The following is a 13,727-nucleotide window of genomic DNA, read 5'->3' on the forward strand; positions in this document are numbered from 1 at the left end:
ATGTCACTGTCGCGACGCGAATTGTTGAAGGCGCAGGCCGCCGCTGTCGCAGCCGCGGCCGCCGGCATCGCCGTTCCAGCCGCCGCGCAGCCGGTGGCGGGTGGCGTCGGATCGCTGGAGATCAAATGGTCCAAGGCGCCGTGCCGGTTCTGCGGTACCGGATGCGGCGTCATGGTGGGCGTCAAGGCCGGCAAGGTCGTCGCCACCCACGGCGATACGCTCGCCGAGGTCAATCGCGGGCTGAACTGCATCAAGGGCTATTTCCTCTCCAAGATCATGTATGGCGGTGACCGCCTGACCACGCCATTACTGCGCAAGAAGGGCGGCGCCTTCGACAAGAACGGCGAACTGACGCCGGTGTCCTGGGACGAAGCCTTCGACGTGATGGCCACCCAGGCCAAGGCTGTGCTGAAGGAGAAGGGCCCGACCGCGCTCGGCATGTTCGGCTCGGGGCAGTGGACGGTGCCGGAAGGCTATGCCGCCACCAAACTGATGCGTGCCGGCTTTCGCTCCAACAACCTCGATCCGAATGCCCGCCACTGCATGGCGTCGGCTGCGGTCGCGTTCATGCGCACATTCGGCATGGACGAGCCGATGGGCTGCTACGACGATTTCGAGGCGGCGGACGCCTTCGTGCTCTGGGGCTCCAACATGGCGGAGATGCATCCGATCTTGTGGACGCGGCTCACCGACCGGCGACTGAGCCACCCGCATGTGAAGGTGGCGGTGCTCTCGACCTTCACCCACCGCAGCTCCGACCTTGCCGACATTCCGATCATATTCAAGCCAGGCACGGATCTGGCGATCCTGAACTACATCGCCAACCACATCATCACGACCGGGCGGGTCAACCAGGATTTCGTCAAGAACCACACCACCTTCGTCAAGGGAACGGTCGACATCGGGTACGGATTGCGCCCGGACCATCCGCTTGAAGTCAAAGCCAAAGGCGCCGCGACAGCCGGCGCGACGCAGCCGATTGACTTCGAGGCCTATGCAGCCTTTGTGAAGGACTACACGCTCGAGAAGGTATCCGAGCTCACGGGCGTCGAGCGCGGCTTCCTGCAGGAGCTCGCCGAGCTCTACGCCGATCCGAAGCGCAAGGTGATGTCGCTCTGGACCATGGGCTTCAACCAGCACGTTCGCGGCGTATGGGCCAATCAGCTGCTCTACAATCTGCATCTCTTGACCGGGAAGATCTCCGAACCCGGCAATTCGCCGTTCTCACTGACGGGACAGCCGTCCGCCTGCGGCACGGCGCGCGAAGTCGGCACCTTCGCGCACCGCCTGCCCGCCGACATGGTCGTCACCAATCCCGAACACCGCAAGCACGCCGAGGACATCTGGCGCGTCCCGAACGGCATCATTCCGGAGAAGCCGGGCTATCACGCAGTCGAACAGGACCGGATGCTGAACGACGGCAAGCTGAATTTCTATTGGATCCAGGTGAACAACAATCTGCAGGCCGCGCCGAACTCTTCCCGGGAAACCTATCCGGGCTACCGGAATCCGGCGAACTTCATCGTCGTCTCCGACGCCTACCCGACCGTAACGGCGATGGCCGCCGACCTGATTCTGCCGGCGGCGATGTGGGTCGAGAAGGAAGGCGCCTACGGCAACGCGGAACGGCGTACTCACGTCTGGCGGCAGCTCGTCGACGCACCCGGCGAGGCGCGCTCCGATCTCTGGCAGATGATGGAGTTCTCCAAGCGCTTTACCACCGACGAGGTGTGGCCCGCGGAGATCCTCGCCGCCAATCCCAACTATCGCGGCAAGACCCTGTTCGAAGTTCTCTTCCGCAACGGCAACGTCGACAAGTTCCCGATAAACGAGATCCCGGCCGAGTACGAGAACCGCGAGTCAAAGGCGTTCGGTTTCTACGCGCAGAAGGGCCTGTTCGAGGAATACGCCCAGTTCGGCCGCGGCCATGGCCACGATCTCGCATCCTACGACACACTTCACACCAACCGCGGAATGCGCTGGCCCGTCGTCGACGGCAAGGAAACGAAGTGGCGCTACCGCGAAGGTCTTGATCCCTACGTCAAGCCGGGCAAGGGCGTCGACTTCTACGGCAACAAGGACGGACGGGCGCGGATTATCGCGGTGCCCTACGAACCGCCCGCGGAATCCCCCGACAAGGAATTCGACATCTGGCTGGTGACTGGCCGTGTGCTCGAACATTGGCACTCCGGCTCCATGACCATGCGAGTGCCCGAACTCTACAAGGCGTTCCCCGGCGCCCGCGTCTTCATGCATGCGGAAGACGCGCGTGCCCGGGGCATCAATGAGGGCGCGGAGGTCCGCGTGGTTTCCCGCCGCGGCGAAATCAAGAGCCGCGTCGACACCAAGGGCCGCAACCGGATGCCGCGTGGCGTGGTCTTCGTCCCGTGGTTTGATGCCAGCCAACTCATCAACAAGGTGACGCTGGACGCAACCGATCCCATTTCCAAACAGACGGACTTCAAGAAATGCGCGGTCAAGATCATTCCGGCCTGAAGCGACTTCGCACGCCTCTGGCGAGCTCACTGCTCGGCGGCTTGCTGGTGTTCATCTGCGGCGCGATCTACGCCCAGACCGCCCCCCAGAATCCGCCTCAGATCGTACCCCGCGTGACCGGTGCAGCCTCCCCGATGGGCGACGTGCCAGCGGCGCCCCTGGCCCGACCGGTCGTCGACGACAAGCGATTGATGCGCAATTATCCGGAGCAACCGCCCATCATCCCGCACTCGATCGATAATTATCAGCTCACGCTGAAGACCAACCGCTGCCTCGATTGCCACCGACGCCAGTTCACCGAAGGCTCGGGGGCGCCGATGATCAGCGTCACCCATTTCATGGACCGCGACGGGCAAGTTCTCGCCGACGTGACGCCGCGCCGATACTTCTGCACCGCCTGTCACGTCCAGCAGACGGATGCCCAGCCGCTCGTGCCGAGCACCTTCAGGGACATGCTTCTCGTCGAACCCGGAAAGAAGTGAGAAGCCTGCATGCAGCGAGTCAGGGCACTCCTCATCTGGTTCTGGCGGATTGCCAGCCGCCCAAGCGCGCATTTGAGCCTGGGCTTCCTCGCACTCGGCGGTTTCGTCTGCGGCGTGATGTTCTGGGGCGCCTTCAACACCGCGCTGGAAGTCACCAACACCGAGAAGTTCTGCACCTCCTGTCACGAAATGCGCGACAACGTCTTCCAGGAGTTGCAGCACACGCCCCATTTCTCCAACCGCTCGGGCGTCCGCGCCACCTGCCCCGACTGCCACGTTCCGCACGACTGGACGGATAAGATCGCACGCAAGATGCAAGCATCGAAGGAAGTCTGGGGCAAGATCTTCGGCACCATCGATACCAGGCAGAAATTTCAGGCCCACCGTCTCGAACTCGCCAAGAACGAGTGGGGGCGGATGAAAGCCAACGATTCGCTGGAATGTCGCAACTGCCATTCTTCGGCGGCGATGGACTTCACCAAGCAAACGCGGCGTGCGGCGGAAATCCACGCAAAGTTTCTCGTACCCGGCGACAAAACCTGCATCGACTGCCACAAGGGCATTGCACACGAACTACCCGACATGACTGGCATCGAACCGGGCTGGCTGCCAGCGCCCGAAATGAGGGATCGTCAAAGTCAATTTGACGTTCCCGAACACGACCTCTTGCGTTATCTGGCAGCCACAAAGGCCGACCGGTAACCCGTGTGGCGAAGTAGTCTCGTCAGCTGCTTTCGGCAATGTCCGAACTGGGTCACTTTTCTTGACTCCATAACTTGGATGTCCGTTCCACGCTCAGGAGCAGACATCGTTAGGCCGGCCGGGCGATTGAGCCGAAGGCATCCGCGCTACCAACTCTGGAGCAGCGATTGAACTTTCAAGTTGTCATGAGCGACAGACGCAAACGGATGATAGCGGGTTGGGATGGCCAACCGCATAACGGACAACCCATGCGTATTCTTCTCATATCGCTTTTGCTGTTTGCGACCTCCGCGGCTGCGCAACCCGCGCCTGCCATCGACTGCGACGCGATCAAGAACTCCACCGTTCCCGTTGAGTTGGCCTATCATGGTCAGGACGGCACGAGGACAGTCGTTCAGGCCCATCGAGACACATCGGGCGGCAGGGTTGTATGGACTCACCAGACACAGCCATCCACGCGCCCAAACCCACCCGTCTTCGTGACGAAGGCAATCTATGTCGATGGAACCATCGCATCGGCGGACTGGACGACACCTTACGCCGGCAAATACTCGCATCACACATTGAAGTATACGCCTGATGGACTCCCCAGGCATTTTGATCGTCGATCTGATTTGACGTACAAGATGCGTGCGGTATCAACGGACGGTGAGAATATTACTCAAGAGAAAACCAGTACGATCTCCTACAAGTTCAAGTCGGAAGGAACAGTCGCGGTTGGATCCTGCGTTCTCCAGGTGATCCATGGCGAGAGCGAAAACACCAACGAGGCCGGCCGCACACGTCGTAGCTTTCAACTCTACTTCCCGGAGCTACAGATAATGGCCACGGCGACCGATGCGGAGCCCATTGTCGATGGTCTCAGCACGGTCCTTTCCGAGATCAAGCCGGTCAACGCCCGCAGGGCGGATTGAGCAGCGCGCCTAGTTCTCGAAACCGACGAACACCGTGGCTTCCTCGACGGACTTTCGTTCGGACACCACCGCATTGGCCGGGAAACTTTCATCCGGCCAGCCCAGCGCGATGCTTTTCATGATGACCTGATCGTCGGCTATGCCGGCGTGCTCGCGTACCACGGGCGATTGCATGATGCCCTGACTGTTGATCACGGCGCCCAGCCCGCGAGACCAGGCAGCATTGACCAGGGCGGTCGCCACGGCGCCGCAATCGAAGGGCGTATCGTCGCTGCCATCCAGCACGCGGTCATAAGTGATAATCACGCATACAGGCGCGTCGAATTGACGGAAGCCGCGCAATACCCAGTCCTGGCGCTTGTCCTTGTCATCGCGCGCGATCCCCATTGCGGAGAATAATTGCTTGGCTACCCCAACCTGCCTGTCGCGGTGCGGACCTGCAAAGGCCTGACCGGTGCGGAATTCGCGCGACTGCGGTATGCCCGCCACCATCCGCTCGGTGTTCCCGGCGCGGATCCGGTCCAGCGGTTCGCCGGTGATGACATAGAAATTCCAGGGCTGGGTGTTCATCGACGACGGAGCGCGCATCGCCAGACCGATGATTTCCGCAATCAGCTCCTTGGGTACCGGATCGGGCTTGTAACCGCGGATACTTCGGCGACCGAGGATAACGTCATCAAACTTCATGTGTCCAAGATTCCCCAGATGACTTTTGAAGGCTCGATTTTTGAAGGCTGGATTTTCGCGGTTTCTTCGCCTTCGCGCAAGTCAGACGCAAGGTTCGGACGTACCGTCACCTCGGGCAGCCTGATCCGGCAGTGGCATCCGGTTTGCGTCAAAGCAAGCCCGTAGGGCGGTTTGAGCAGACTTGTCCGCCCTATCAGCTGTCACCGTAACAAGATCCGATCAATGCGACATCAATGTCGGTCTGGTCATCGAGGCAAGCATACCACGCGTCGTCCCACCCAGAATAAATTCCCGCAGCCGGGAATGCCCGTACCCGCCCATGACAATGAGGTCGGCACCCGTATCGGCTGCATATGACAGGATTGCATTGTAAACACCGATCTTGCTGACGGGGATGCGCTCAATCCTGGCGTTTACTCCGTGACGGGTCAGATGGGTCGCGATGTCAGCACCCGGAAGGTCTGCGCTTTTGGCGCTCTGAGTGTCCGCAACAACAATACTCGTCGTGCCGGAGCGGATAAGAAACGGCATGGCATCGGCGACCGCTCGGGCGGCTGCCCGGCTGCCATCCCAGCACACCATGACATGATCGAGTTTGAGGCGCTCCTTCTGAATAAAAGGTACGATGAGCACCGGTCTTCCGGATTCGAACAGCGCTGCCTCAAGGACGATATTCGTGGTTCGATGATCCCGGTCCCCTTCAAATTGGCCAATGACGGAAAGATCGAATCGTCTTGCGATATGCGCAAACCGGGTTGGCCCGTCGCCGACGTCAGTTTCAATTCTCCGTGTTTCGGCTGAAACGCCGGCGCGACGCGTCGCCTCGTCAAACGCGGTGGCCACGGACTCTGCGCGTTTGTGAGCTTCAACTTGCTGGGCTCGAATAAAGTTAGCGGACAGGTCAACGTCACCAACCACTGCCGGATAGAAGGCGGTCCCCATGATGTGTGCGCCGAATGTTTCCGCAACCGACAAGGCGTAATTGGAAACGCCATCTTGCGATGTACCGTAAGACAGGTTGACAAGAATATCTTTGATCATGGCTCTGCCTCCTGTGAGGTGATCGCGTAACTACGCAAATTCCAGTGCCCATCTTTATCCCGGCGGCGCACTATTCCCGTGTCCCGGGAGCTGCGTGCCGATTCGAGTAACAGGGCAGACGGGTCCACGCTGCATGCCATCGAGACACTCCTGATCCGGCCGTCACCAGATGGCGGTCAGGCTGAGACTTCAAGCGATCGTGTCAGCGGTTGATGAAATCACGATCGGTCATCCGTTCCCAGGCTGCAAACGAGATCACCAATATACGGGACGGAAGTTCGATTTGATCGCTCTGTCTCCATGAGTGCAATGTGACTAAACGTATCAGTGCCGATCGCCTGCATTGATTCCTCGTGTCGCACGCGCGACATTGCCAAAATGCAAATGCATTGCTCAAAACTCAAAATGTCATCTTTGCCTTCCGTATTTTGGGCGATTTCAGAAAAAATATCACGAACCCGCAAAATCCTGCGGCGTGAAGTTGAGGTCGAGCACCTTCCATTCGCCGTAACGGTCGACCGGCAGCATCGCATAGGGCTGGCAGGCTTCCAGCGCGCTGATGGCGCTGCGCATCAACAGCGGGCCCTTGGCGGAAGCGCTGGCCTCGATCAGCTGCGGCTCCGCCGCGAGCTTGCCGTCCTGGCCCATGAACACGCGCAGCTTGACCTTGACGTCGTCGGAGCCTTTCAACGCGGGCGGAAGTTTCGAGCAGGTCCGCAAGTGCCGCCGGAACGCCGCGACGACGCTTGAATTGACGTCGGCGGACGTGGTCGCGGGTGCGTCGAAATTGTCTTTGCCCTTGTCGCCGGATGACGGCGCGCTCGGCGAAATCGGCGGCGGCAGACCGAGCAGGACGTTGTATTTGAGTGTCAGGTCAGGCTCGGGCGGCTTGTAGGCCGGTGCCTGCGTCACTCCCTGCGGTGGCGTGGCTGGCTGCGGCGCCGGGCTCGGTGCGGCCAACGCCTGCTTCTGCGGCGGCGGCGGCGGTGGTTGTTGAACCGCAGGTGGTTGAACCGCAGGCGCCGGCGGGACGGGCTTGTCGAGCGCGGTGAAATCAGGTTGCGGCGTCGGCGTCGCAACCAGTTCGGGCGTCTTCTCGATGTCGGCCTTCTGGGGGATGTCTTGCTTTTCAGGAATATCTTGCGGCGCGACGATATCGACCGCGATCGACTCAGGTGTCACAGCGCCGAACGGATGCACGTCGGAGAACACGAACAGCAACGCCAGCAGCGACAGATGGGCAATCGCCGATGCGGTCATGTCCGAAGGTATGATCTGGCGCAGGTTCATCGTACCAAGACAATCGATGGGCTTCGAGCATACCGCCCGGCGCGACCGCCGCTCAATCCCATTTCGGCGCAAAGCCGAAATTGGTGAGCCGGCCGCTGGCGCTGCCCATCCCGGAAATCTCGCGCATGTCATCGTCCGACAGTTCGAAATCGAATATCTCGATATTTTCAGACAGCCGCTCCAGCTTCGACGTCCGCGGGATCGCCGCCACGTTCTGCTGCACCAGCCAGCGCAGGCACACTTGCGCTGATGTCTTGCGATAGCGGTCGCCGATCCGCAGCAAGGTCTGGTCGTTCTTGACGCGGCCCTTGGCGACCGGGCTATAGGCCACCAGCGCCATGCCATGGCGCGCGCAGGCTTCCCTCACCTTGGCCTGGTCCAGATAGGGATGGTATTCGACCTGGTCGCAGACCAGCGGCTCCGGGCACGCCGCCACCGCCTCCTCGATCAGGGCCACGGTGAAATTGGAAACGCCGATATGCCGGGCAAGCCCAAGCTGCTTGACCCGCGCCAGCGCGCCCAGCGTCTCCGACAGCGGCACCTGCGGATTGGGCCAGTGCAGCAGCAACAGGTCGATCTCGGTCAGGCGCAATCTGGCGAGACTTTCCTTCGCCGATCGCTCGAGATCGTTGGGCGCGAAATGCGTGGTCCAGATTTTCGTCGTGACGAACACCTCGCCGCGCTTGACGCCGGAGCCGCGCAGCCCCTCGCCCACTTCGCGTTCGTTCTCGTAGACCTGCGCGGTGTCGATGTGGCGATAGCCGAGCCGCAGCGCCTGCTCGACCAGGCGCGCACAGGTTCGTCCGCGCAATTCCCAGGTGCCGAGCCCGATCGCCGGGATTTTTGCGCCGTTGGCTTCGATGAAATGCATCGCCCATTATGGGCCGTCGGCAGCTCAGTGCCAACACATAACGGTTTCGAGCGAGGTGGATTGCGGCTCGCACGGCAATCAAGTTTAGGCAGATTGCGTAGACTTATCTGCGGTAGAAAACGCGTCAAAAGAGTCTGGGCCGTGTACCCATGAACCCGGCGGCGTGATGCGACGAAGGCCACGTCCGCTCTGCCCGTAAGGCGACCAAGTTCGTGCGACCGCGCAATATGTCGCTCGCCTCCAGGATGCGAGCCACACCGGCACATCCCTTGATTTGGCGCGATTTCTGTGGTAGCTACGCTTCATGATCAACGTCGTGCGCACCGCGAACCGTAAAAACGTAACCCGCTCTCGCTGGGCCGTGGAAGGAGTCGTGCGCTAGAAATTCGACGACGCGATCTTTTCACCAGGCCCCGCCGGCATCGGACGGGGCCTTTTGTTTGGCCATGCTCCCTGCCGGCGCAACAGCAGGAGCATCCGATGCCACCCCAACAGACGAACATCACATCCGGGACCGAGCGCGATGCCGCAGGGCTCGGCCTCGACCTGCCCGTCGCATTGGCGAGAGACGCCATGGACGAGGCTCTGGCAGCAGCGCGCTTCAATGCGTCCATTGCAACGCTCGATGACGCGTTGTCGGAAAGGGATGCTGCTGGACCAACGGCCGCATCGACGCGGAACGTCCTCGGCTTGCTCAAGCGATATTGGCGTGCGTTTCAGGAGCGGCGCCAACACCAGCGCTTGCGAGCCGGCTTGGCTTACCTGAGCGACAGAGAGCTGATGGACATCGGCCTGACGCGCGATGAGATCGACCACATCACACCTCAACGCGCTATCGACAGGATCAGAGATAGCGCGATGTACCTCTTGAGCCGTGGCGGGATGTAACCGATCAACCGTCACATGCGGACTGCGCTTTGCGAACAAGCGGCGGTCAGCGCGGCTGCCTGCCTTCGTTGAGTTTGCGTCAATCAGGCTATGGCCGCGCCTTGGTGAGTCCGCGTCCTAGATGGTAGCCGGTTCCGTGGCGAGCGCCGCGAACACGGTCTCCGGCGAATGGGCGATGACGGCAAGCAGCGCCCGCGCCGGTCCGCGCGGCGCGCGTTTGCCCTGCTCCCAGTTCCGGATGGTCTCGACCGGCACCCCGAGCCGTGCGGCGAATTCGAGCTGGGTCAGGCGTGAGCGGCGGCGCAGATCGCGCACGGCCAGGAGCGGCGGTGGGTCCGCCGCTGGTGCGGAGGCCAGTTCCGACATTGCGCTCGCCGGCGCGAGCGGGAACTCCTGCCCGTCCCGCAGTTCCACGATCCGTCCGTCTGCCTTGAGCCGCAAGCGCTGCATGTTCGATTCCCGATCCGGGAATCATCGGCCAAGCGCGTTAAGGCCCGATTAACGATACTGGCCACACGCCTTGCTCATTTCAGCCCGAACCACAGCGTGGCGATGCCGAGGAACGAGAAGAAGCCGACCACGTCGGTGATCGTGGTGACGAAGGTGCCGGACGCCACCGCCGGATCGGCCCGCACCCGGTCCAGCACGATCGGGACCAGGATGCCGCCCAACGCGCCGGCGATCAGGTTGCAGATGATGGCGAGCCCGATCACGATGCCGAGGCCGGGGATCTTGAACCACGCCACCGCAGCGACGCCCGTGATAACGGCAAAGGCGAGCCCGTTGACGAGACCGACCATCGCCTCGCGCAAGACCACGCGAAGCGCGTTGTTGGAATGAAGTTCGCGGGTGGCCAGCGCCCGCACCGCCACCGTCATGGTCTGGGTCGCGGCGTTACCGCCCTGGCTCGCCACGATCGGCGCCAGCACGGCCAGCGCCACCATCTTTTCCAGCTGGCCTTCGAACAGGCCGAGCACCGAGGATGCCAGAAACGCGGTCGCCAGATTGACCAGCAGCCAGTTGAAGCGGGCGCGCGCGATGGTCCAGACGGTGTCGGACAATTCTTCGTCGCTGGTGACGCCGCCGAGCGCCTTCAGGTCCTCGTCGGCCTCTTCCTCGATCACGTCGACGACGTCGTCGATGGTGATGACGCCGACCAGCCGGTTGGTGGTATCGACCACGGGGGCTGCGACCAGATTGTATTTGCCGAACATCCGCGCGACCTCTTCCTGGTCGTCGAGCACGGAGACGCGGCGGCGGTCTTCCTCGATCAGGTCGGCGAGCGGCACCGGCCGCCTTGCCCGCAGCAGCGTGTCGAGCGAGACGGCGCCCTGCCAGTGCTGGTTGCCGTCGACCGCGTAGATTTCATAGAACCGTTCCGGCAGGTCCGGGGTGTCGCGCATGTAGTCGATCGCCTGCCCGACGTTCCAGTCCGGCGGCACCGCGATGAATTCGGACTGCATCCGCCGGCCGGCGGAGTTTTCCGGATACAGCAGGCTGCGCTCCAGCGCGTCGCGCTCGGACGGCGGCAGCTTTTCGAGGATTTCTTCCTGGTCCTCCTCGTCGAGGCCTTCGAGCAGTTCGACGGCGTCATCCGATTCCAGTTCGCGAACGCCCTCCGCAACCGTCTGCGGTTCGAGCTCTTCGAGGATTTCCTCGCGAACGGCGTCGTCGACCTCGTTCAGCGCCGAGAAGTCGAAATCGGTGCCTGTCAGCTCGACGAGATGGACGCGGTCGTCGGGTTCGAGGGCGCCGATCAAATCGCCGAGATCGGCCTCGTGCAACTCGGCGACGACCTCACATAGCAAGGGGCGATCGGCGGCCTTGATGGCGCGCGTGATTTCCTCGACAAACTCGTGGCGGATCTGGCCCTCTTCATCCCGCATCAAGGCGGGATCGAGCGCCGACCCGTCAACGGGTCGCGCGGCGGCTTGGGCAACGTCGATATCCTCGGCCATGCCGCGCCTCGCCGGTTTGACAGAACTTGCGTTTGAGTTATCGCTGCACGCATTACCCAATCGGCAACGCAAAGCGCAATGCTAAAGATGCACAACGGCGAATGACCCCAGGATTCACCAGGACGCTCTGCGCAGCCGTCGCGGCCGCGACGGTGTGGGCCACAGCGGCCACGGCCGCCGAATGCCCGCGCAAGGACGCGCTCGGCACCTCACGGGTTCTGCGCGTCGATGCCGCTACCTCACCGCGCGTCGGCCTGAAGAGCTTTCCGCAGACCCTGCCGCTGCAAGACCACGAGGTGGTCCTGACCTTCGATGACGGGCCGTGGCCGGGCACGACGCCCCAGGTGCTGGCCGCGCTCGCGCGCGAATGCGTGCTCGCCACCTTCTTCCTGATCGGCAGGTCGGCTTCGGCGCACCCGGAACTGGTGCGCAGGATTGCAGCCCTTGGCCACACGGTCGGGCACCACACCTGGTCGCATCCCAATATCAAACACATGAAGCCGGATGCGGCCGTGGCCGACATCGACAAGGGCTTTGCAGCGGTTGAAAAGGCGCTTCACGGCACCGCCACGACGACCCCGGGGATCGCAAGCGCGACCCCGACGACGCCGTTCTTTCGCTATCCCTATTTCGAGATGACGCCGGCGACGCTGGACCTGCTGCAAAACCGCGGCATAACCGTGTTCGGCGCCGACCTCTGGGCCAGCGACTGGGAGCCGATGAAACCGGCCCAGCAGTTGAAGCTGCTCACCGAGCGGCTGCAGGCCGCCCGCAAGGGGATCATTCTGCTGCACGATCCCAAGGCGCAAACCGCGGCCATGCTGCCGGCGTTCCTGCGCTATCTGAGAGACAACGGTTACCGCGTGGTCCATATCGTCCCGGCAGCCGCGGCGGCCACCGCCAGGGCTGTCCAAAACCCGAAATAAGTGTGGTATTTCGGCTATTAAGGCGGCATTCATGGCCCGCCGTTAAGGATTGCAAACAAGGCATTTTTCGAGTGAACCGAATACCGGTCCGCGCGGACCAACGTTCGATTGGGAATGAAGCCGGGGTTCTATGATCGCTAGCGCAGGTATGGGGCTCCGTCAGCGGGCATCGCTTACTTTTTCAGCCGCAATTTCAGCCGCAATGTTTCTGGGAATGCTGACCGGCGTCTCGGCGCAGGCCGCCCCGGCCGCCAATTGCCCCGGGCATCCCGACGCGATCGGCACGTCGCGCACGCTGGTGGTCGATCCGCGGCAATATCCGCTGATCGGCACCATGCAATATGCCAAGACGCTGCCGCTGGAAGATCATGAGGTGGTGCTGACCTTCGACGACGGTCCGCTGCCGAAATACAGCAACCAGATCCTCGATATCCTCGCCGCCCATTGCGCCAAGGCGACCTTCTTCCTGGTCGGACGGCAGGCCAACGCCAATCCCGAAGGCGTGCGCAAGATGCGCGATGCCGGCCACACCATTGCCACCCATACCCAGAACCATCCCGGGAACATGAACCGGCTCTCGATCGATGGCGCCAAAAAAGAGATCGAGGACGGCATCGCGTCGATCACATCAGCGCTCGCCGACGGCACCGCGCCGTCGCCGTTCTTCCGCATTCCGGGTCTCGGCCGTTCCGACGTGATCGAGGCATATGCCGAAGCAAAAGGCCTGCAAATCTGGAGCGCCGATTTTCCTGCCGACGACTGGCGGCCGGTCTCCTCGCAGCGCGTCTATGATCTCGCGATGCAGCGGCTCGAGGCCAAGGGCAAAGGCATCCTGCTGCTGCACGACATCCAGGCGCGCACCGTCGCAGCCTTGCCGCGAATCCTGAGCGATCTGAAAGCCCGCGGCTACCGCCTCGTCCATGTCGTGCCCGCGACGCCGGACCGGCCGGCGACGCCGACCGAGCCGTCGCAATGGCAATTGCATCCGGTATCGGAGCAAGTGGCGACGTCACGCTGGCCCAAAATTCCGAATTTTGCCTATACCGCGACCGCGGCCCTGCCTGCGCCCGCGTTGTCGGACTCCGATTGGCGCAATACGGCGCCTGCGGACCGCGTGCAGCGGCGCGCATTGCGCGACGCCTTGTGGTCGCGGCAGGTGACGCTGGTGCTTGACCCGCCCGCGCTGCCGGTCCCGGCGCCTGGCGTGTTCAAGCTCCCGGAATCGATCCGCGTGACGATGCTGTATTCGCCGCCATCCGCCCGCAAGGTAGAGCCGACCGCGCCTGCCGCGCACGAAGTGTCCGCCAAGCAGGCGGCACGCCCTGCCAAGCACGCAAAACATGGCGGCAAGGGCGCTGCCAAACATGCGCAGGTCAAGCCGGCCAAGAAGGTCCGCATGGCCGGCCTGAAGAAGCGCTAGAACTTCGGCTCTGATGAAATCAGAACCGAAGCTCTAGATTCTTGTTTTGACG

General features: G+C 62.4%; 13 protein-coding genes. 7 read left to right on the forward strand and 6 right to left on the reverse strand.

From position 1 onward, the window contains the following. The 4 genes from napA (at position 1) to JQ600_RS27385 (ending at position 4,594) form a co-directional block, all read left to right on the forward strand. Positions 1–2,496 (forward strand): periplasmic nitrate reductase subunit alpha, encoded by a 2,496-nt coding sequence (gene napA / locus JQ600_RS27370; RefSeq protein ID WP_212266204.1) that lies wholly within the window; start codon positions 1–3, stop codon positions 2,494–2,496. Next, positions 2,469–2,978, forward strand: a complete 510-nt coding sequence (locus tag JQ600_RS27375) for a nitrate reductase cytochrome c-type subunit (protein ID WP_212266202.1) — start codon at positions 2,469–2,471, stop codon at positions 2,976–2,978. Before napA ends, JQ600_RS27375 begins: the two co-directional genes overlap by 28 nt. 9 nt (positions 2,979–2,987) lie before the next feature. After that, on the forward strand, positions 2,988–3,680 hold the full coding sequence (locus JQ600_RS27380; protein WP_212266200.1) for a cytochrome c3 family protein: 693 nt from the start codon (positions 2,988–2,990) through the stop codon (positions 3,678–3,680). Positions 3,681–3,928: 248 nt separating this feature from the next. Beyond that, the gene (locus tag JQ600_RS27385) at positions 3,929–4,594 is read left to right on the forward strand and encodes a hypothetical protein (protein ID WP_212266198.1); all 666 of its coding nucleotides are present in this window, start codon (positions 3,929–3,931) and stop codon (positions 4,592–4,594) included. A gap of 9 nt (positions 4,595–4,603) precedes the next feature. Here JQ600_RS27385 and JQ600_RS27390 read toward each other — a convergent pair whose 3' ends face one another. From JQ600_RS27390 to JQ600_RS27405, 4 genes are all read right to left on the reverse strand, one after another. Beyond that, positions 4,604–5,281: a nitroreductase gene (locus tag JQ600_RS27390; protein ID WP_212388127.1), complete on the reverse strand. Its 678-nt coding sequence runs from the start codon at positions 5,279–5,281 to the stop codon at positions 4,604–4,606. A 219-nt stretch (positions 5,282–5,500) separates the two neighbouring features. Further along, entirely contained in the window at positions 5,501–6,322 is an 822-nt protein-coding gene (locus JQ600_RS27395) for a universal stress protein (RefSeq protein ID WP_212388124.1), read from the reverse strand. A 450-nt stretch (positions 6,323–6,772) separates the two neighbouring features. Next, a complete protein-coding gene (locus JQ600_RS27400; RefSeq protein WP_212490168.1) occupies positions 6,773–7,612 on the reverse strand; it encodes a hypothetical protein in 840 nt (279 codons plus the stop codon). A 52-nt stretch (positions 7,613–7,664) separates the two neighbouring features. Further along, positions 7,665–8,483: an aldo/keto reductase gene (locus JQ600_RS27405; RefSeq protein WP_212266190.1), complete on the reverse strand. Its 819-nt coding sequence runs from the start codon at positions 8,481–8,483 to the stop codon at positions 7,665–7,667. 480 nt (positions 8,484–8,963) lie between these two features. Here JQ600_RS27405 and JQ600_RS27410 point away from each other — a divergent pair, with 480 nt between their 5' ends. Then, the gene (locus tag JQ600_RS27410) at positions 8,964–9,371 is read left to right on the forward strand and encodes a DUF1127 domain-containing protein (RefSeq protein ID WP_212388119.1); all 408 of its coding nucleotides are present in this window, start codon (positions 8,964–8,966) and stop codon (positions 9,369–9,371) included. A 117-nt stretch (positions 9,372–9,488) separates the two neighbouring features. Here the strand turns inward: JQ600_RS27410 and JQ600_RS27415 are convergent, their stop codons facing one another. Together JQ600_RS27415 and mgtE are read right to left on the reverse strand one after the other, a co-directional pair. Then, positions 9,489–9,821 (reverse strand): DNA-binding transcriptional regulator, encoded by a 333-nt coding sequence (locus JQ600_RS27415; RefSeq protein WP_212266187.1) that lies wholly within the window; start codon positions 9,819–9,821, stop codon positions 9,489–9,491. Between the two features lie 74 nt (positions 9,822–9,895). Next, positions 9,896–11,329, reverse strand: a complete 1,434-nt coding sequence (gene mgtE, locus JQ600_RS27420; protein ID WP_212388117.1) for a magnesium transporter — start codon at positions 11,327–11,329, stop codon at positions 9,896–9,898. 101 nt (positions 11,330–11,430) lie between these two features. Here mgtE and JQ600_RS27425 point away from each other — a divergent pair, with 101 nt between their 5' ends. Together JQ600_RS27425 and JQ600_RS27430 are read left to right on the forward strand one after the other, a co-directional pair. Beyond that, positions 11,431–12,255 (forward strand): polysaccharide deacetylase family protein, encoded by an 825-nt coding sequence (locus JQ600_RS27425; protein WP_212388105.1) that lies wholly within the window; start codon positions 11,431–11,433, stop codon positions 12,253–12,255. 202 nt (positions 12,256–12,457) lie between these two features. Further along, positions 12,458–13,675 carry a polysaccharide deacetylase family protein gene (locus JQ600_RS27430; RefSeq protein ID WP_249136119.1) on the forward strand — a complete coding sequence of 406 codons (1,218 nt, stop codon included), beginning with the start codon at positions 12,458–12,460 and terminating at the stop codon, positions 13,673–13,675. Positions 13,676–13,727 lie beyond the last annotated feature (52 nt).

Origin of the sequence: Bradyrhizobium sp. AUGA SZCCT0176 (assembly GCF_018130145.1) — a bacterium.
In the GTDB taxonomy this organism is placed as follows: Bacteria; Pseudomonadota; Alphaproteobacteria; order Rhizobiales; family Xanthobacteraceae; genus Bradyrhizobium.

Bases quoted from the DNA above. Each gene is read 5' to 3' on its own strand.
- JQ600_RS27390 (WP_212388127.1), bottom strand. From the start codon at position 5,281: ATGAAGTTTGATGACGTTATCCTCGGTCGCCGAAGTATCCGCGGTTAC.
- mgtE (WP_212388117.1), bottom strand. From the start codon at position 11,329: ATGGCCGAGGATATCGACGTTGCCCAAGCCGCCGCGCGACCCGTTGAC.
- JQ600_RS27400 (WP_212490168.1), bottom strand. From the start codon at position 7,612: ATGAACCTGCGCCAGATCATACCTTCGGACATGACCGCATCGGCGATT.
- JQ600_RS27425 (WP_212388105.1), top strand. From the start codon at position 11,431: ATGACCCCAGGATTCACCAGGACGCTCTGCGCAGCCGTCGCGGCCGCG.
- JQ600_RS27410 (WP_212388119.1), top strand. From the start codon at position 8,964: ATGCCACCCCAACAGACGAACATCACATCCGGGACCGAGCGCGATGCC.
- JQ600_RS27415 (WP_212266187.1), bottom strand. From the start codon at position 9,821: ATGCAGCGCTTGCGGCTCAAGGCAGACGGACGGATCGTGGAACTGCGG.
- JQ600_RS27380 (WP_212266200.1), top strand. From the start codon at position 2,988: ATGCAGCGAGTCAGGGCACTCCTCATCTGGTTCTGGCGGATTGCCAGC.
- JQ600_RS27395 (WP_212388124.1), bottom strand. From the start codon at position 6,322: ATGATCAAAGATATTCTTGTCAACCTGTCTTACGGTACATCGCAAGAT.
- napA (WP_212266204.1), top strand. From the start codon at position 1: ATGTCACTGTCGCGACGCGAATTGTTGAAGGCGCAGGCCGCCGCTGTC.
- JQ600_RS27385 (WP_212266198.1), top strand. From the start codon at position 3,929: ATGCGTATTCTTCTCATATCGCTTTTGCTGTTTGCGACCTCCGCGGCT.
- JQ600_RS27405 (WP_212266190.1), bottom strand. From the start codon at position 8,483: ATGCATTTCATCGAAGCCAACGGCGCAAAAATCCCGGCGATCGGGCTC.
- JQ600_RS27375 (WP_212266202.1), top strand. From the start codon at position 2,469: ATGCGCGGTCAAGATCATTCCGGCCTGAAGCGACTTCGCACGCCTCTG.
- JQ600_RS27430 (WP_249136119.1), top strand. From the start codon at position 12,458: ATGTTTCTGGGAATGCTGACCGGCGTCTCGGCGCAGGCCGCCCCGGCC.